We start from the raw sequence: 17,434 nt of genomic DNA on the forward strand, positions 1-17,434 counted from the left end.
TTCCTGCGGTTCTGCGATTTTATTTTTTGTGGAGTGAGGCATTCGATGTGCTAATCGTTTATGCCTCTGCCGTCAGGTTCGGAACGGGCCCGTCACCTCGTAGGTGATTCCGCCCGATGAACTGCCGCTCGTGCCGCGTTGGCTGGAGAAGTAGAGGCGGCGGCCGTCGGGGGAGAAGGCGGGGCCGGTGATCTCGGAGGCGGACTGGCTGTCGACGCGGAGGAAGGGGGCGATGGTGTCGTTCGGGGTGATGAGGCAGATCTCCATGTTGCCGCCGTCCTCGGCGACGTAGAGGTCGCCGGAGGAGGTCCCGGTGATGTTGTCGACGCCGGTGAGGGGAGCCGTGCCGGAGGTGACCAGGGAGTCGTCGTACGCCAACTCGTAGGTGCCGGCGGCGAGGTCGAGCTGCCAGACGCGGTTGTCGCCCTTGGTGGTGAACCAGACCGTGTCGTCGGCGTAGTAACAGCCTTCGCCCCCGTTGAAGGACTTGGAGCCCGAGACCTGGGTGCGGGTGGTCGTGGGGGAGCCGTCCGGGTCGGGGACGTTCGCCCAGGTGTAGGAGCCGGACGTGGCGGTGCCGGCGATCATGACCTGGAGGGTGCCGGAGGACAGGTCGCCCCAGGTCGTGGGGACGAAGCGGTAGAAGCGGCCGTTCGTCTCGTCCTCCGTCAGATAGACCACCCGGCGGACCGGGTCGGCGGCCGCCGCCTCGTGCTTGAAACGGCCCATCGCGTCCCGACGGACCGCCGCGGTCGTGCCCCACGGGTCGGTCTCGTAGACGTACCCCCGGTCCACCTCCTCGCAGGACAGCCAGGTGTTCCACGGGGTCCGGCCGCCGGCGCAGTTCTGGCGGGTGCCGGACAGGACGCGGTAGGCGGACGTGACCGTGCCCGTCGACGAGAACCGCACCGCGCTCGCCCCGCCGGACGGATTGATCTCCGAGTTGGAGACATAGATCCAGCCCGTGCCGTCCGCGTAACAGGCGCCGCCGTCGGGGGCGTTGTGCCAGGTGTACGACGTTCCGGGGACCGTCTGGCCGGAGCGGGCGATCACCCGGCTGGTGAAGCCGCCCGGGAGCCTGATGCCGTTGGCGTCCGCCGAACCGAGCGCCCCGTACGGGCCCATCCCGGGCTGGGCGGGCGCGGCGTACGCGGCGCCGCGCCACAGGGTCCCGCCGAAGGCGGTCGATGTGCCGCCGAGTACGGCCGCGCGCAGGAGAGTACGACGTTCCACTGTCGCTCCAAGGGGTACCTTGACCGGCCCGCCTGCCGGTCGGCGGCGGGGTCGCGCGGTGAGGGAACTTACGGGAGCGTGATTGACGGAGCATGGACAACTCATGACTCTACGGCGGCGTTCACGGATGGCACATGGGGCGTGCAGGGGTGGCACATGGATGGCGCACGGGTGATGCACGGATGACGCACGGGGGCGGGCGGGCCGAAGGCCCGGAAGGGGTGGCGGGGAACCGCGTGATCAGCCACGTACGACCCGCCGTCGCCGTACGAGCGCCACCCCCGAGCTCCTGGGCGGGCGACCCACTCAGGCGGGCAGCGGCGGAGCCTCCCGGCGGCGTTGCCCCGGGCGTCCTCCGAAGCCGTGGCCGTGGGGGTGGACCGGAGGCTCCGCCGACGGTAGGCGGACCACGGCGTCCAGCCCACCCGTGGCCGCCTCCCGCAGCGCCACCTCCCCGCCGCTGGCGTGCGCGAGGCGCTGGACGAGGGAGAGACCGAGACCGGTACCGCCCTTGGGGGCGCCGGGGGCGCGCCAGAAGCGGTCGAACGCGCGGGCGCGCTGTTCGGGCGTCATGCCGGGGCCCTCATCGGTGACGTGGAGGTCGACCCAGCTGGGCCGGGCGTCGCGCAGCGCCCGGCGGGCGGGGACGAGGAGCCGTAGCTCCATGGTGACCGTGCTGTGGGCGGGGGAGGCGCGCAGCGCGTTGGAGAGGAGGTTGTCGAGGATCTGCTCCACGGCTCCGGGGACCGCCGTCACCGGCCCGACCACCCCGGCGAAGAGGACCAGCGAGACACCCTCACGTTCGAACAGCGGCCCCCACGTACGGTGCCGCTCCGCGCAGACCGCGCCCAGGTCGACCTGGGCCGGGATGGCCGCAGCCTCCTCCAGGCGGGCCATCGCCAGCAGCCCTTCGACCATCCGGGCCAGCCGGTCCGTCTCGGTCACGGCGGCGTCGAGGGTCGGCCGGGCGTGCCGGGCGATATCCGGCTCCAGGTTCTCCAGCCGTAGCCGCAGCGCCGCCAAGGGGGTCTTCAGCTGGTGCGAGGCCTCACCGGCGAAGGCCCGCTGGGAGGCCAGCAGATGTTCGAGGCGGGCGGCGGTCGTGTTGAAGGCCGCTGCGAGACTCCGTACCTCCGGCGGGCCCGAGGTGACCACCACACTGGTTGCCGCGCCCCCCTCGGCCAGCCGGTGCGTGGCCTCCTCCAACTGGCGGATGGGGCGCCCCGTCCAGCGGGCGAACGCGAACGCCACCGCGGCCACCCCGGTGAGCACCGCGAGTCCGGCCAGCGCCAGCAGCAGCCAGACCGCGAACACGCGGGCGTGCACCATGGTCGTCGGGAGGGTGACGCGTACGGCGCCCTGCGTCAGCGTGCCCGAGTCGGAGCCGGTTCCTGCCCCTGTCCTTGTCACCGTCATTGTGGCTGTGGCTGTGGCTGTGGCTGTGGCCGTGCTTGTGGTCGTGGTCGAGCCGACGACTGTGATCGAGCCGGTGTCCGTGCCCCGGTCGGTGTCGGTGTCCTCGGCCGCGTGGCCGACCGGAGCCGCCACGGACAGGTAGTGGACGCCGCCGGTCGTCGTCGTGCGTACGTCCGTGGTGGCGCGGCCGCGGAGCGCGGCGGAGATCTCGGGTTGGGACGAGAGGGCCTGTTCCTCGTCGTCGGACAGGGGGTGCGAGGAGGCGAGCAGCTTCCCGTCTGCGTCGACGATGACGACCTTGCCGCCGATGCGCTCGGCGCAGTGCCTGGCCCGTTCGACGAGTTCGTCCCGGCGGTCGGCGGCGAGGGACAGCGCGGCATACGCGGCCACCGACTCGGCCTCGTCGTTGGCCGAGTTGACGATCCGCTCGCGTTCGGCCCGGGAGTAGACGAAGCCCAGCGGGATCTCCAGGCCGAGCAGGACCAGGGCGGCGAGGCTGAGGTAGCTCAGCAGCAGGCGCCGGGTCACGACGCCCTGGCCTCGGGTGTGCGATGCCTCCCGGAGCCCTGATCGCGTCCACGGGCGGGCCCCGGCCCTTGCCCGCGACTCTGGCCCTGGCCCGGTCCCGGCGCCTGCCCGGGGGCGCGTACGGCCAGCCGGAAGCCGACACCGCGCAGGGTCTGGATCCACGCCGGGTCGCCCAACTTGCGGCGCAGGGTGGCGACATGGACGTCCAGTGTCTTGGTCGGGCCCTGGTAGTGGTCGTCCCAGACGCGGTTGAGTATCTGCTGCCGGGAGTAGACCGCGCCGGGGTCCTCGGTGAGCAGCGCCAGCAGTTCGAACTCCTTCGGCGTCAGCGCGACCGGCACCTCACCCACCCACACCTGCCGGGTCCGCCGGTCCACGACCAGCGGGCCGGGCGGCGGCGGAGCCGAGCCGTTGTCGTCGGCGGCCGGGCCGACGGAGGCACGAGGTTGCGGCGGGACCTGCTCGTACATGGGGGGCTCGTAGGCGGGCGGCTGTTCGTAGACCGGGCTGCCGTGCGCCGGGGTTCCGTACGCCGGGCTCCCGAAGGCGGGGCTGCCGTACGCCGCGCTCCCGTACGTGGGCGTGCCGTGCGTCGGGGTTCCGTACATCGGTGAACCGTGTGGGGGCGTGCCCTGCGCGGGGGTGCCGCCGAACGCCGGGCTTCCCGACGCAGGGTTGCCGGGGGCGGTCGGGGTTCCGTGGGTGGAGGTGCCTTCGAAGGGCGTTCCCCGCATCGGTGTTCCCTGCGCGGGGGTTCCCTGCGACTGTGCCGTGCGGGCCGATGCCTCGTAGGCCGATGCGCCACGGGTCGATGCGCCACGGGTCGATGAGCCATGAGGCGACGCGTCATGAGGCGACGCGTCATGAGGCGGTGCCCCGTGCGCCGGTGCCCCCTGGGCCGGCGTCTCGTACGCGGCCGACCAGTCGTACTCCGCACTGTCGGCCCCTACGCCGAAACCGGCCCTGCGGCGGCCCGCGTCCCCGTCGCCGGCCCCGTCACCGGCGTCCCCGAGGCTGGTGCGCCCCGACCCGTCGTCTCCGGCGCGGCCAGAGCCCTCGGCCCCGAAATCGCCACCCGCGCCGAAGCCGTCGCCCGCCCGGCGATCGCTGCCGCCCCCGAAATCGCTCGCGGCCGTGAAGTCGCTCCCGGCCCCGAAGCCGATCCGGGACAGGCCCCCGACACCGGCAGGGACACCGAGACCGCCCTCTGTGGCCGACTCCCGCCGAGTCGCCAACTCCTGTGCCGACGAAACCCGTTGGGCGTACGCCTCGCTCCCGCTCCCGGCCCCGGCTCCGCCCCAGGCCCCGGCTCCGCCCCAGGCACCGCCCTCGGCCCAGGCACCGCCCTCGGCCCAGGCACCGCCCTCGACGCCGGCGTTGGCCTCGATGTCGGCCCCGGCCCCCGGTCGCTGATGGCGTCGCGACACCGCCCGTATCCGGGCGACCAGTTCTCGGATGCTGAATGGTTTCGCCAGGTAGTCGTCGGCGCCGAGCTCCAGGCCCAGTACGCGGTCGGCCTCCTCGCCGCGCGCGCTGAGGATGATGATGGGGACGTCGGAGGTCCGGCGGATCCCGCGGCAGACGTCTATGCCGTCCATGTCGGGCAGGCCGAGGTCCAGCAGGACGACATCGCCGTGCGGCCCTCTCAACCCGTCCGCGCCGGTGGCCACGTGGTGGACCGTCAGGCCGAAGTGCCGCAGCCCGTCGGCGAGCGGTTCGGCGATCGTCTCGTCGTCCTCGATGAGCAGCACTCGTACGCCCATGGCCGCCTGTCTCTCCAGAAAGTCGGGACAACACGAGACCCGTGCTGTGGGGCGCCACGCTACAAGAGACCGAACATGAACGTGCAGGGAATCCGGAGCATTGTGAAATGACCCTCAGAAACCGCTTGTATTCGGTCACCCGACCTGCGGCGAAGGGGTGACTGGCTGAAATCTGTGGAAAACCTGGCGTCGCTTTAGTGTTCGCTTAACCTTCCTCTGGTCATCGCCTCTCTATGGTCGAAAGAGCTGGTCGGAGCCACTTCAGGGAGGCAGGATGAAGGCGTTGCTGGATCGCGCCCGGTCGTTCAAGCGACGGGTCGACTTCGAGAGCGATGAATACCGGAAACTCGCCGTCGGACAATTTCCCGAGGCGCTGTTCATTACCTGCTCGGACTCGCGGGTGATTCCCGCCCTGATCACCGGAGCGCGACCCGGTGAGATATTCGAGCTGCGAAATGCGGGCAACATCGTGCCGCCGCACGACGCGTACGGGGCCGCCTCCGGTGAGGCCGCCACCATCGAGTACGCGCTGGAGGTGCTCGGCGTTCAGGACCTCGTGGTGTGTGGTCATTCCCACTGCGGCGCGATGAGCGCGCTGACGTACGGCGCCGACCTGTCCGGCCTGCCCAGGGTGGACGCCTGGCTCGACCACGCGCGGCCCGCGCTCGCACCGGTGCTCGGCGAGCGCGGCGGTGACACCGGTCGTGACGCCACCTCGTCGTCCGAGGATCCCGCCCTGACCGAGGTCGTCCAGCTCAACATCCGCAACCAGCTCGCCGTCCTGCGCGACTACCCCGTCGCCCGGCAGCAACTCGACGCCGGACGGCTCCGGTTGCACGGCTGGTACTACGAGATCGACACGGGCAAGGTCCACGAACTGGACGCGGACGGGGACTTCCAGGTGCACGACTCATGAGCGGCGCACACGGACGACGGCACGCGGGGGGCGCCCGCCGAGCGGTCAGGAACAGTCAGGCCGATAGGGCGGATAGGGCCGATTTCGCGGGCATGGCGGGCATGGCGGGCATGGCGGGCGTATCGGGCGTGGCCGAGCGGTTCAGGCAGGCCGGTACGGCTGACATGCCCGACCACGCTCCCGGCACGCTTGAGTACAGCGGTGGTTCGCAGGAGCCGAACGGGCCCAAGGGCACCCGCGCCGGAGCCCCACGCGGTCGTATCGACTTCGGTACCGAGATCACCGCCTCCCTCGTCGTCTTCCTCGTCGCGCTGCCGCTCTGTATCGGTGTGGCCGTGGCCTCCGGGGTGCCGGCCGAGCTGGGCATCATCTCCGGGGTGATCGGTGGTCTGGTGGTCGGCGCGGTGCGTGGCAGCACGCTCCAGGTCAGCGGACCGGCGGCCGGTCTCGCCGCGCTCGTCGCGGAGACGGTCATGGAGTTCGGCGTCGCGATGCTCGGCGTGATCGTCCTCTTCTCCGGCATCCTCCAGATCGTGCTGGGCCTGGTGAAACTGGGCCGGATGTTCCAGGCGATCTCCCTCGCCGTCGTCCAGGGCATGCTCGCGGGCATCGGCCTGCCGCTGATGTTCAGCCAGCTGTACCCGATGTCCGACTCCAAGGCACCGGGCACCCCCTTGGAGAACATGGCGGGTGTCCCCGGGCTGATCGCCGACACCGTGACGAACCCGCAGGCGCTGATCGCCGCCGGGCTCGGGGTCGTCACGATCGTGCTCAGCTTCCTCTGGAAGAAGGCGCCGGGGCCGGTCAAGAAGGTCCCGGCCGCGCTCGTGGCCGTCGGGATCGGAATCGCCGTCGCCTCGTTGCCTGGCGTCGAGGTGAAGACGCTCCAGGTCGGCAATCTGCTGGCGTCCGTGGACGTGCCCGGGCCGGAGCAGCTGTCCGGGCTGGCCAGTGCCGGGATCATCACGGCGATCCTCACGTTCACCGTGATCGCGTCGGCGGAGAGCCTGTTCACCGCCGCAGCCGTGGACCGGATGCACGACGGTCCGCGCACCCGCTACAACACCGAACTCATCGCCCAGGGCGCGGGCAACACGCTCGCCGGCATCCTCGGCGCGCTGCCCATCACGGCGGTCGTCGCACGCAGCTCGGCGAACGTCCAGGCCGGCGCCAAGACCCGCCTCTCCCGCACGCTGCACGGCCTCTGGCTGCTTGCCTTCGCGCTGCTGCTGCCGCAGGTGCTGGCGCTGATCCCGATCTCGGTGCTCGCGGGTGTCCTCGTGCACAGCGGGTGGAAACTGTTCGCGCCGGACGAGTTCCCGAAGATGTGGCGGCAGGACCGGGGCGAGTTCGCGGTGATGACGCTGACGACGCTGGTCATCACGGCGACCGCGCTGCTCGAAGGGGTGCTGTTCGGGCTGGCCGCTGGTGTCGTGCTGGCCGCGCTGCGCATGTCGCAGACCGTCGTCCGGCAGCACATCGAGGACGACACGGCGAAGGTCGTCATGGCGGGCAACGCGACGTTCCTGCGGCTGCCGAAGCTGATCGACGCGCTGGAGAGCGCGGCCGCCTCCGGCAAGCCGCGCATCCGGCTGGACCTGCTCGGGGTGACCCACCTCGACCATGCGTGCCGCAGCCAGGTCGAGGAGTTCGTGGCGCAGCAGCGGGGGGCGGGGCTGCGGGTGGAACTGCTGATGCCGGACCTCACCGACACGGGCACGCGGGTGCCTGCGGCGGCTGAGCCGGTGCCGGTGCCGGTGCCGGATGTGGAGCTGGATCCGGCGGAGGTGTGGGACTACGCGACGGTCGGTACGGCGGCGGTGGGGGGTATGGGACAGATGCCGTCGGTGCCTGGGGGTGGGCCCGGGCCCACCGCCGAGTGGTTCTACCTCGACACTCGCCCCATGCCGGGGGTGCCCGATTCTCCACCGCCGTCGCTGCGCCGCGAGCGCGACTGGGCGGACTGACTGGACGGGGGTTCGTGGGCGGACCAGCAGCCCGCACACCTCCCGCAACACCCCCGGCGGGACTACGCTGACAACGGCTGAGGAACGCATCGGGAAGGCGGCGTCATGGCAGGCTGGAACGTGGGCGACATCCCCGATCAGCGCGGCCGCGCCGCCGTCGTCACCGGCGCCAACAGCGGCATCGGATATGCCGCCGCCCGGGAACTGGCCCGCCGCGGCGCCCATGTCGTCCTCGCCTGCCGCAGCCCGGAGCGGGGCGTCGCCGCACTGGAACGGATGAGTTCCGAAGTCCCGGACGCCAGCGTCGAGTTGATACGACTCGACCTCGGAGACCTCGGTTCCGTACGGGACTTCGCACGGACGTACGGGCGTACGAGTGACCGGCTGGATCTGCTCGTCAACAACGCGGGCGTGATGGCCGTGGCCCAGAGCCGCACCGCCGACGGCTTCGAGACACAGTTCGGGACCAACCACCTCGGTCACTTCGCCCTGACCGGTCTGTTGCTGCCCATGCTCCTGGCCACGCCGGGCGCCCGGATCGTGACCGTCTCCAGCACCATGCACCTGAGGGCGAACATCGACATCGACGACCTCAACAGTGAACGCCGGTACGGACGTTGGGTCGCCTACGGCCGCTCCAAGACCGCCAACCTGCTCTTCACCCACGAACTGGCCCGGCGGCTGGCCGCCAACGGCTCGGAGGTCGTCGCGGCGGCCGCCCACCCCGGCTACGCGGCGACCAATCTCCAGACGGCCGGAGCCACCGCCGAGGGCCGCAAGGGCGTCGAGCGCTTCATGCGTGTCGGCAACAGCATCGTCGCCCAGTCCGCCGAAGCGGGCGCCCTGCCCACCCTGTACGCGGCGACCGCCCCCGAGGTACGCCCCGACTCCTTCATCGGCCCGTCCTTCCTGATGTGGCGCGGCGCGCCGGGCCCGGCCGGGCGGGCGCCCTGGGCCCGCAACGACCGGGCCGGCGAACGCCTCTGGACGGCCTCCGAGGAGCTGACAGGGATCACGTACGAAGAACTGAAGGCCTGAGACGCGAGCGGAAGGCGTGAGGCACGAGCGGAAGGCGTGAGGCACGAGCGGAAGGCGTGAGGCACGAGCTGAAGCGTGAGACACAAGCGGAAGTCGTGACCCGCGAACCGTAGCCTCGTACGGTTCGCGCGCCACAACAGGGGTGAGGGGCCGGGGCGACCGCTACGCGGCGCGCACCTCGTACGCCGTGATCCGTACCGTCTCGTCGTCCAGGCACTCCCCGCTCGCCAGGTCGAAACGCTGCTTCAGGAGCGGGGAGGCCACGAACGGGCGGCCCTGGTGGGAGCCGGTGAGGCCGCGGGAGAGGACGGCGGCGCCGCCGAAGGGGTCGCGGTTGTCGATGGCGTACAGCCTGCCCGCGCGGTCGAGGAAGAGCGCGGCCTGGTTGCCGTCGGGGAGCAGGGCGGCCACGCCGCGGCCCGGGATCAGCAGGGTCAGGTCGCAGACCGTGAACCAGCCGTCCGCCAGCCGCAGCTGGACCTTCACATCGGTCTTCTCGGGAGCGAGGGTCATCGCTGGGCGCTTCCTTCCAGGACATCGGCGGGCCGCAGGCCGATGGACAGCAGCGGCAGGTCGGGCTTGATCTGGTCGCGTTCGGGGACGAAGCCGACGACCGGGTCCGGGGTGTCCGGGGCGTTGACGAAGGACACGAACCGGGCGAGCTTCTCGGGGTCGTTGATGGTGGAGGCCCACTCGTCGGCGTAGTGCGAGACGTGGTCCGTCATCAGGGACTCCAGCTCCTCGCAGATGCCGAGGGAGTCCTCCACGACCACGTCCCGGACGTGGTCCAGGCCGCCGGGGATCCGCTCCAGCCACGTCGAGGTGCGCTCCAGGCGGTCCGCGGTGCGGATGTAGAACATCAGGAACCGGTCGATCAGCTTGATCAGTTCGGCGTCGTCGAGGTCCTGGGCCAGGAGGTCCGCGTGGCGGGGGGTGGCGCCGCCGTTTCCGCCGACGTAGAGGTTCCAGCCGTTGGAGGTGGCGATGATGCCGAAGTCCTTCGACTGGGCCTCGGCGCACTCGCGGGCGCATCCGGAGACCGCCGACTTGAGCTTGTGGGGCGACCTGAGCCCCCGGTAGCGCAGCTCCAGGTCGATCGCCATGCGGACCGAGTCCTGGACGCCGTAGCGGCACCAGGTCTGCCCGACACAGGACTTCACGGTCCGCAGCGACTTGCCGTAGGCGTGCCCGGACTCGAAGCCGGCGTCCACCAACCGGGCCCAGATGATGGGGAGTTGCTCGACGCGTGCGCCGAACATGTCGATCCGCTGGCCACCCGTGATCTTCGTGTAGAGGCCGAAGTCGCGGGCGATCTCGCCGATCACGATCAGACCCTCGGGGGTGATCTCACCGCCGGGGATGCGCGGGACGACGGAGTACGAGCCGTTCTTCTGGAGGTTGGCCAGGAAGTGGTCGTTGCTGTCCTGCAGGGCCGCCTGCTCGCCCTCCAGGACGTAGCCGCTCACGCCGATGGTCGGGGCGAGGGAGGCGATGATCGAGCCGACCGCCGGCTTGCAGATCTCGCAGCCGTCGCTGCCCTTGGCCCCGTCACGCCCGTACCGGTCCAGCAGCTGCTGGTAGGTGTTGATCCGCAGCGCGAGGACGATCTCGTACAGCTCCTCGCGGGTCTGCGAGAAGCAGCCGCACAGGCCCTTGTCGACGACGACACCGCCGGCCTCCAGCTCGGCCGTGACCAGCTGGCCGAGGACCTTGACGCAGCTGCCGCAGGTCGTACCGGCCTTGGTGCACTTCTTCACCTCGGGCACGGTGGTGCAGTTGTGCTCGGTCACCGCACCGCGGATCGTGCCCTTGCGGACGTTGTTGCAGGAGCAGATGATCGCGTCGTCGGGCAGCGCGGTCGGGCCGAGCTGGACGGACTCCCCGGCGCCGGCGGGCAGCACCAGCGACTCGGGTGAGACCGGCGGGACGGACCCGGTGAAGGCCTTCAGCGTGCCGTACGCCTCCGCGTCGCCGACCAGGATGCCGCCGAGCAGCTCGCCGTCGCGGCCGATGACCAGCTTCTTGTAGACGCCCGAGCGGGAGTCGGAGTACACGACGTCCAGGCAGTCGGCGGTCGCGCCGTGCGCGTCACCGAAGGAGGCCACGTCGACGCCGAGAAGCTTCAGCTTGGTGGACAGGTCGGCGCCGGTGAACGAGGCCTCGTCGGCGGCGATCGTCGCGGCGGCCGTCTCGGCCTGCTCGTAGCCGGGGGCCACCAGGCCGTACACGCGGCCGTCCGAGGCCAGCGCGCACTCGCCGATCGCGAACACGTGCGGGTCGTTGACGGTCCGGCACTGCTCGTCGACGCTGATGCCGCCGCGCTCGCCGACCGTCAGACCGCAGTCGCGGGCGAGCTGGTCGCGGGGGCGGACACCGGCCGAGAACACCACCAGGTCGGTGCTGAGTTCGGAGCCGTCGGAGAGCTTCATGCCGGTGACCGCGCCGTCCTCGCCGACGACGATCTCCTGCGTGCCCACACCGGTGTGGACCGACAGGCCCATGTCCTGGATCGTGCGCAGGAGCGCGGCGCCACCGCCGTCGTCCACCTGCACCGGCATCAGCCGGGGAGCGAACTCCACGATGTGCGAGGTGAGTCCGAGGCCCTTCAGCGCACCGGCCGCCTCGAGGCCGAGCAGACCACCGCCGACCACGGCACCGGTCTCGGCCGTCTTCGCGTACTCCTCGATCGCGAGCAGGTCCTCGATCGTGCGGTAGACGAAGCAGCCCTTGGCGTCCTTGTTCGGGACCGGCGGCACGAAGGGGAACGAGCCGGTGGCGAGGACGAGGATGTCGTACTCGAAGACCTGCCCGGAGCGGGCCGTGACCTTCTTGGCCTCGCGGTCGATCGTCTCGGCCGGGTCGCCGACGAGCAGTTCGATGCCGTGCGTCTCGATGAACTCCATGTCGGTCATCGACAGGTCCTCGGGCGTCTTGCCCGCGAAGTACGAGGTGAGCGCCACCCGGTCGTACGCCGGGCGCGGCTCCTCACACAGCACGACCACGCGGTGCGTGGCGGTCAGGCCGCGCTCGGCGAGCGCCTCGAGGAAGCGCTGGCCGACCATGCCGTGGCCGACGAGCACGATCGTGGGGGTGGGCCCCAGGGTGGCGGACATTCAGGAGCCTCCATCGTTGGTGAGCAGGTGGAGCAGAGGAGCGCCGTTCGTGGGGAGCGGCTCCGCTCCCTCCCAGGCGCGGGCGAGCGCGCCCACGGTGCCGAGTTCGCCGACGAGCACCCCGCCGACCAGGCGGTCGTCGCGGACGACGACCTTGCGGTACGTGCCGCGGGTGGCGTCGGTGAGCTGGATGACGTCGTCACCGGGCAGCGGCTCGGGCTCGCCGAACGCCGCGAGATCGAGGAAGTCCGCTCCGGCGAGCGTCAGCCGGGTCAGGGCGCGGGTCCCGGTGTAACGGGATGCGGTGTTCCCCGCCAGCAACTCGGCCAGCACGTCGGCCTGTTCGAGTGCCGGGGTGGCGAGCCCGTACACCGTGCCCTCGAACTGGGCGCAGTCGCCGATCGCGTGGATGTGCGGGTCGGAGCTGCGCAGCTCCTCGTCGACGATGACGCCCTTGTGCACCGCGAGTCCCGCCTCCTGGGCGAGACCCACGCGGGGGTGGACCCCGCAGGCGATGACGACCAGGTCCGCGTCGAGCGCGTACCCGTCGGCCATCGACACGGACCGTACGGTCCCGCCGAGGCTGCGGACGGCACGTACGCGTGTCTCGGTGTGCACCTCGACGCCGAGATCGACGAGGTGCCGACGGACCAACTTCGAGGCGGACGGGTCGAGTTGACGCTCCATCAGTCGCTCGCCCTGCTGGGCGAGAACGACCTGCGCGCCGCGCAGGGCGAGCGCGCGGGAGGCGGAGACCCCGAGGAGCCCGCCGCCGATGACGACGGCCCGCGCGCCCGGCCGTACGGCCTTGGACAGGCGCAGGCAGTCGTCCATGGTCCGGAAGGCGTGCACCCCGTCGGGGAACTCGTGCCGCTCCGGGTCCCAGAGGCCGCGCAGCGGCGGCAGCACCGGGTTCGAGCCGGTCGCGAGGACCAGTTTGTCGTACGCGATCTCCGTACCGTCCGCGAGATGTACGGCTCGCATCTCGCGGTCGATACGGACCACCCGGCCGTGCGTCAGCTCGGCGGGGGCGGGCAACGCGATGACCTCGGGCGCGTACCGCCCGGCCAGGACCTCGGCGAGCAGCACCCGGTTGTAGGGTGTGTGCTCCTCCTCGCCGACCAGGGTGGCGGGCATGCCGAGCTCTCCGAGCCGCCGGGCGAGACGTACACCCGCGAGGCCGGAGCCGATCACCACCACACGCTCATTCGAGGTCATGTCCTTGAGCGTGCGGTGCCGGTGTTACCCGACCGCATCGCATCTGTTTCCCACGAGGAACGCTGCCCTCCCCGCGGCCCCGAGCGCTGTGTGAGGGGTTTCCGGAAGGCCTGGGTGGGGTGTGAGGACGCCCGGGATCACGCTGCTGACCTGGCGATACGAGGGTCATGCGGGCGTATACGGGAGAGCGGGGCAGAGCGCCCGGCGAGGCGACCGCGCCGGGCGGCGGTGCCGTAGGTCACGTCAGGGGCCGCGTGACGGGCGGCGGCGAAGCGCTTTCCGGTGGCGGATCGGCGGGAAAGCGGGCGATGGGCGGGGACGGCGGTCGACCGCGGGGAGGGGGGCACCGGGCGGCGGCGAGGCGGGATGTCGTCCGGCGAGGAGGGGGGCGATGGGGCGACGACGTGGGGCGATGGGGCGACGACGAGGCGGGGTGTCGTCCGGTGGAGCCCTCGGCGCCGAACCTCAGAACATCCTCAGGTCGATGGACGGCACACCTATCCCACCGCATAGGGTCGCGATCATGCCCGACATATCGCTGACCATGGTCGTACTCCTGTGCCTCGCCGCCCTCGCGGCCGGCTGGATCGACGCCGTGGTGGGCGGCGGCGGGCTCCTGCTCCTCCCCACCCTCCTCCTGGGCCTGCCGAACGGCGCCTCGGCCGCGCAGTACGCGCTCGGCACCAACAAGGCCGTCGCCATCGTCGGCACGACGGGCGCGGCGGTGACGTACGCCCGCCGCACCCCCGTCGACGTGAGGATCGCCGTACGGATCGGGCTGGCGGCGCTGGCGGGCTCGACGGCCGGTGCCTTCGTGGCCGCGGGCATGAGCACCGAGATCCTGAAGCCGGTGGTCATGGTCGTCCTCCTCGCCGTGGGCGCCTTCGTGATCCTGCGCCCCTCCTTCGGCACGACGGCCCCCGCCACGGGCCCCGTCTCCGCGCGCCGCGTCCTCGCCGCGATCGGCCTCGCAGGTGTCGGCATCGGCTTCTACGACGGCCTCATCGGCCCCGGCACCGGCACGTTCCTGGTCCTCGCCCTGACCGCGGTCCTCCACCTCGACCTGGTCACCGCCTCCGCCACCGCCAAGATCGTCAACTGCTGCACCAACGCCGGCGCCCTCGCCACGTTCGCCTGGAAGGGCACGGTCTACTGGCAGCTGGCGGCCCTGATGGCGGTCTTCAACCTCGTCGGCGGCACCGTCGGCGCCCGGACCGCCCTCAAGAAGGGCAGCGGCTTCGTCCGGGTCGTCCTGCTGACGGTGGTGTTCACGCTGGTGGCGAAGATGGGGTACGAACAGTGGGTGGCGTGAGCGATGTCGGGACGGCCGCCGGGTCGCGGGGGCGCCGGTGATCCGGCCGATGGTCAGCCGGCGCGGCTGCCCGTGAGGTGGGCGAAGACGACCACGTTGCCCTGGTAGCCGGTTGCCCTCGAATACCCGCCGCCGCAGGTGATGACCCGCAACTCCGCCCCCGCCGATGCCCCGTACACCTTCTGGTCGGGGAAGTTCCGCGCGTCGTACACCTCCACCGCGTCCACCGTGAACACCGCGATCCCGCCGTCCCGCCGGTCCACCTCGACGGTGGCGCCCCGCTTCAGCGCGCCGAGGCCGAAGAAGACGGCGGGACCGTCGGCGTTGTCCACGTGCCCGGCGACGATCGAGGTACCCCGTGCACCCGGGGTGGTGCCGGCCTCGTACCAGCCCGCGAGGTTCTCCTTCTGGGCGGGCGGGACGTCGAGACTGCCGACGGGCGTGAGACCGAGCCCCATGAGCGGCGCGTCCACGCGGATGGAGGGGATGCGGATGCGGTCGGGCGGGGAGGGCGGCAGCGGGACGGCCACCGGCTCGTCGACCCCGGAGGCGCCCGACGACCCGGCACGGCTCGACTCGCCCGAGGTGTTTCCCGTGTCCGATGCGCTCGACGTACTCGAACGGATGTGGGCCTGCGCGGCCGACGGCTGCGGCGGCGCGTGTGACGCGGTGCCGCTGCGCAGCAACCACGCGCCGGAACAGAGGGCGACGACGGTGACCCCGGCTATGACGGAGTTGGCGAGCCGACGCACGGAGACCTCCTTTCGGGCCGTGCAGGGCGTTCGGGCCGTACTGGGTGTTCGGGCGTCCGCCGATGGTGTCGGCTCGGCGCCCCTGCGGCCCTTGGCCCCTGCCTCTTCGGCCCTTCGACGTATGCGACCCGCTGGGGGTCTTCCCTTCCCCGTGTCCTCCCCTCCGGGCCGAGGGGCGGCGGGCCCGGAGGGGAGGGGGACGGCGGTACCGGCGGACGGACGGCGGAGGGTGTCCGTCAGATCCCGTCGCCTCTCGCCCGGCGATGCAGGAGCCAGGTACCGCCCGCGGCGGCGACGGCCAGAGCCGCCACGCCCGCCGCGGTCTGCACGGGGTCGGGACCGAGTGCGCCACCGACCCCCGTCTTCACACTTCCCCTCGGATACGTCGGCTGCGCGGTGCGCGTGCCGGTGAGCGAGACCACGAGGTCGCCGGTGACCCGGCGGCCACCGTCGACGCAGGTCGCGACGATCTCGTACGTCCCCGGCTGCGCGCTCGGCGGTACCTCGAACCGCCCGTCGAGCTGCCGCTGCCCGGAGCCCGGAGCCAGCGAGAAGGAGCCGGCGCCGACCGCGCCGGCGTCCCCCGCCGCCGTACCGTCCGCGCCGCACGCCGCCGTACGGACGATGACCTCGTCGCCGGGGACGACACCGGCGGGGGACAGTTCGAGTCGGCCGGTGCCCTCACCGCCGTACGCGGGTGCGGCGGCGAGGGCCGCGACGGCGACGGCGAGCGCGGTTGCGGTCAGCGGCCGGGCAGTACGTCGCATCGCTGGCTCCTCCGAGAGTCCTCCGGTCCCTTCCGAGATAAGTGGCACACCGGCCGGAACGCTTCCTGATGGAGCGTCAGAATTGATGTGAACGGGTGTCAGGAGGGTGGGGGTGGAGGGCGGAAGGGCCGGTGTTTGGGCAGGTCACCGGGGTGGGTTGGGTGCGGTGGAGAAGAGAACGCGATAGGGGACGCGCGAGGGTGTGAACGGGTGACCGGGGGTCGCGTGGTGCGGTCCGGGCGATGGCTCCGGGCGATGGCTCCGGGCGATGGCACCGGGCGATGGCACCGAGCGGAGGCTCAGGCGGAGCTGACGCCCGGGGCGGTGACGCGTGTCGCCCTCGCCTCCCGCGGCGGCACGGGTAGGCGGTCCGCGCGCCGCGGAACGCCTCCGCCAGGTCTTCGCCGAACGCGGTGGGGCGAGAAGGCGACACCGTCACCGCCCTCGCCCCCGTCCCGGTCTCAGCAGCCGCCCCCGGGCGCCGGGGGCTCCGGTGAAGGCTCCACGGGAGCGGGCGCCTCCGGCGCCGGATCGACCGGCTCCGGTGGGGCCGGGGTCTCCTGTGCAGGGGTCTCCTCTACGGGTGCTTCCTCTGCCGGGGCGGGCTCGGTGGGGGCAGGGAAATCCGGTGCGGGGTTCTCGACAGGTGGGACATCGGTCCCCGGCGCCTCGGCCCCCGGCCCATCGACCTCGGGGTAATCGGTGCCGGGCTCTTCCGCGCCGGGCTCCTCGACGCCCGGCTCTTGGGCCCCGGGCTGTTCCGCGCCGGGTTCTTGTGCCCCGGGCTCTTCTGCGCCCGGCTCTTCGGCCCCTGGTTCCTCAGCCCCTGGTTCCTCAGCCCCCGGCTCCTCAGCCCCGGGCGAACCCCCGCCCGGCGTCACCGGATCAGGAGCCTCGTCCGCCGGTGTATCACTCACGGGCGTATCGCCCCCGGGGGTGCCCGGCGACTCCGGTGCCTGCGGGGCCTCCGGCGTCCCCGGGATCTCCGGGATCTCCGGGGTGCCCGGCGCATCCGGGCTTCCCGCGTCCGGCGGTTCAGGCGCGGTCACCTCCGGCTTGTTCGCCTCCCCGCCACCTGTCGGCGCATCCGGATCCGTGTCCGGCGCGGTCTCGTCCCCCGGGGTCGTGTCGTCGCCCGCCGGAATCCCGACGGTCGGCTCCTCCCCGGCATCGCTGTCGTCCGCCGCCTGAATCGCCACGGTCTCCCGACCGCCGGGGTCGGTCCTGGGCGCGTCTCCCGTGCCGGTCGAGGCCGCGGCGTCCGTGACGGCGCTTCGGCGGTCGACGACCTCGGGTGAGTGGGCCTCGGACCGATGGGGCACCGGGGCCTGGGCGACCGGCATCCGCCGGGGCGGTACCGCGTCCGAGTCGAGGGGCGCGAGGATGATGCCGGCCACGACGGCGGCAGCCA

11 protein-coding genes and 3 pseudogenes are annotated in these 17,434 nt (G+C 72.0%); 4 read left to right on the plus strand and 10 right to left on the minus strand.

Features of this window, described 5'->3' with window-relative positions; translation table 11 throughout:
- Positions 1–72 precede the first annotated feature (72 nt).
- From AWZ10_RS18880 to AWZ10_RS56260, 4 genes and pseudogenes are all read right to left on the minus strand, one after another.
- Complete coding sequence (locus tag AWZ10_RS18880; RefSeq protein WP_060891629.1) at positions 73–1,233, minus strand: alkaline phosphatase PhoX; 1,161 nt, start codon at positions 1,231–1,233, stop codon at positions 73–75.
- Positions 1,234–1,539: 306 nt separating this feature from the next.
- Positions 1,540–3,177, minus strand: a complete 1,638-nt coding sequence (locus AWZ10_RS18885; RefSeq protein ID WP_060891630.1) for a sensor histidine kinase — start codon at positions 3,175–3,177, stop codon at positions 1,540–1,542.
- A pseudogene (locus AWZ10_RS56255) lies at positions 3,174–3,578 on the minus strand (winged helix-turn-helix domain-containing protein); the annotation flags it as partial. The gene AWZ10_RS18885 and the pseudogene AWZ10_RS56255, both read right to left, overlap by 4 nt.
- Before the next feature lie 1,089 nt (positions 3,579–4,667).
- A pseudogene (locus AWZ10_RS56260) lies at positions 4,668–4,940 on the minus strand (response regulator); the annotation flags it as partial.
- Between the two features lie 274 nt (positions 4,941–5,214).
- Here AWZ10_RS56260 and AWZ10_RS18895 point away from each other — a divergent pair.
- The 3 genes from AWZ10_RS18895 to AWZ10_RS18905 all read left to right on the plus strand — a co-directional run bounded on the left by AWZ10_RS18895 (position 5,215) and on the right by AWZ10_RS18905 (position 8,861).
- Complete coding sequence (locus tag AWZ10_RS18895) at positions 5,215–5,856, plus strand: carbonic anhydrase (RefSeq protein WP_046706961.1); 642 nt, start codon at positions 5,215–5,217, stop codon at positions 5,854–5,856.
- Between the two features lie 110 nt (positions 5,857–5,966).
- On the plus strand, positions 5,967–7,823 hold the full coding sequence (locus tag AWZ10_RS18900; RefSeq protein ID WP_244172520.1) for a SulP family inorganic anion transporter: 1,857 nt from the start codon (positions 5,967–5,969) through the stop codon (positions 7,821–7,823).
- A 105-nt stretch (positions 7,824–7,928) separates the two neighbouring features.
- On the plus strand, positions 7,929–8,861 hold the full coding sequence (locus AWZ10_RS18905; protein ID WP_060891632.1) for an oxidoreductase: 933 nt from the start codon (positions 7,929–7,931) through the stop codon (positions 8,859–8,861).
- 162 nt (positions 8,862–9,023) lie between these two features.
- Here the strand turns inward: AWZ10_RS18905 and nirD are convergent, their stop codons facing one another.
- The 3 genes from nirD to AWZ10_RS18920 are packed head-to-tail and all read right to left on the minus strand — an operon-like array spanning position 9,024 to position 13,192.
- Positions 9,024–9,374 (minus strand): nitrite reductase small subunit NirD, encoded by a 351-nt coding sequence (nirD, locus tag AWZ10_RS18910; protein WP_037699741.1) that lies wholly within the window; start codon positions 9,372–9,374, stop codon positions 9,024–9,026.
- Positions 9,371–11,974, minus strand: coding sequence for a nitrite reductase large subunit NirB (gene nirB / locus AWZ10_RS18915; RefSeq protein ID WP_060891633.1), 2,604 nt, complete (start codon positions 11,972–11,974; stop codon positions 9,371–9,373). The genes nirD and nirB overlap by 4 nt, the downstream gene beginning before the upstream one ends.
- A complete protein-coding gene (locus AWZ10_RS18920) occupies positions 11,975–13,192 on the minus strand; it encodes an NAD(P)/FAD-dependent oxidoreductase (protein WP_060891634.1) in 1,218 nt (405 codons plus the stop codon).
- A 523-nt stretch (positions 13,193–13,715) separates the two neighbouring features.
- Here AWZ10_RS18920 and AWZ10_RS18925 point away from each other — a divergent pair.
- Positions 13,716–14,504, plus strand: coding sequence for a sulfite exporter TauE/SafE family protein (locus tag AWZ10_RS18925; RefSeq protein WP_046706227.1), 789 nt, complete (start codon positions 13,716–13,718; stop codon positions 14,502–14,504).
- 53 nt (positions 14,505–14,557) lie between these two features.
- Here the strand turns inward: AWZ10_RS18925 and AWZ10_RS18930 are convergent, their stop codons facing one another.
- The 3 genes and pseudogenes from AWZ10_RS18930 to AWZ10_RS52940 form a co-directional block, all read right to left on the minus strand.
- On the minus strand, positions 14,558–15,256 hold the full coding sequence (locus AWZ10_RS18930; RefSeq protein WP_060891635.1) for a class F sortase: 699 nt from the start codon (positions 15,254–15,256) through the stop codon (positions 14,558–14,560).
- A 236-nt stretch (positions 15,257–15,492) separates the two neighbouring features.
- Positions 15,493–16,023 (minus strand): hypothetical protein, encoded by a 531-nt coding sequence (locus AWZ10_RS18935; RefSeq protein ID WP_046706225.1) that lies wholly within the window; start codon positions 16,021–16,023, stop codon positions 15,493–15,495.
- 461 nt (positions 16,024–16,484) lie between these two features.
- A pseudogene (locus AWZ10_RS52940) lies at positions 16,485–17,434 on the minus strand (hypothetical protein); the annotation flags it as partial.

This window comes from Streptomyces europaeiscabiei, from assembly GCF_001550375.1.
Classification (GTDB): domain Bacteria; phylum Actinomycetota; class Actinomycetes; order Streptomycetales; family Streptomycetaceae; genus Streptomyces; species Streptomyces europaeiscabiei.

What these genes read in the sequence shown, in the direction of transcription:
- AWZ10_RS18895 (WP_046706961.1), top strand. Translation starts at nt 5,215, where the DNA reads ATGAAGGCGTTGCTGGATCGCGCCCGGTCGTTCAAGCGACGGGTCGAC.
- AWZ10_RS18900 (WP_244172520.1), top strand. Translation starts at nt 5,967, where the DNA reads ATGGCGGGCGTATCGGGCGTGGCCGAGCGGTTCAGGCAGGCCGGTACG.
- AWZ10_RS18905 (WP_060891632.1), top strand. Translation starts at nt 7,929, where the DNA reads ATGGCAGGCTGGAACGTGGGCGACATCCCCGATCAGCGCGGCCGCGCC.
- nirD (WP_037699741.1), bottom strand. Translation starts at nt 9,374, where the DNA reads ATGACCCTCGCTCCCGAGAAGACCGATGTGAAGGTCCAGCTGCGGCTG.
- nirB (WP_060891633.1), bottom strand. Translation starts at nt 11,974, where the DNA reads ATGTCCGCCACCCTGGGGCCCACCCCCACGATCGTGCTCGTCGGCCAC.
- AWZ10_RS18920 (WP_060891634.1), bottom strand. Translation starts at nt 13,192, where the DNA reads ATGACCTCGAATGAGCGTGTGGTGGTGATCGGCTCCGGCCTCGCGGGT.
- AWZ10_RS18925 (WP_046706227.1), top strand. Translation starts at nt 13,716, where the DNA reads ATGCCCGACATATCGCTGACCATGGTCGTACTCCTGTGCCTCGCCGCC.
- AWZ10_RS18935 (WP_046706225.1), bottom strand. Translation starts at nt 16,023, where the DNA reads ATGCGACGTACTGCCCGGCCGCTGACCGCAACCGCGCTCGCCGTCGCC.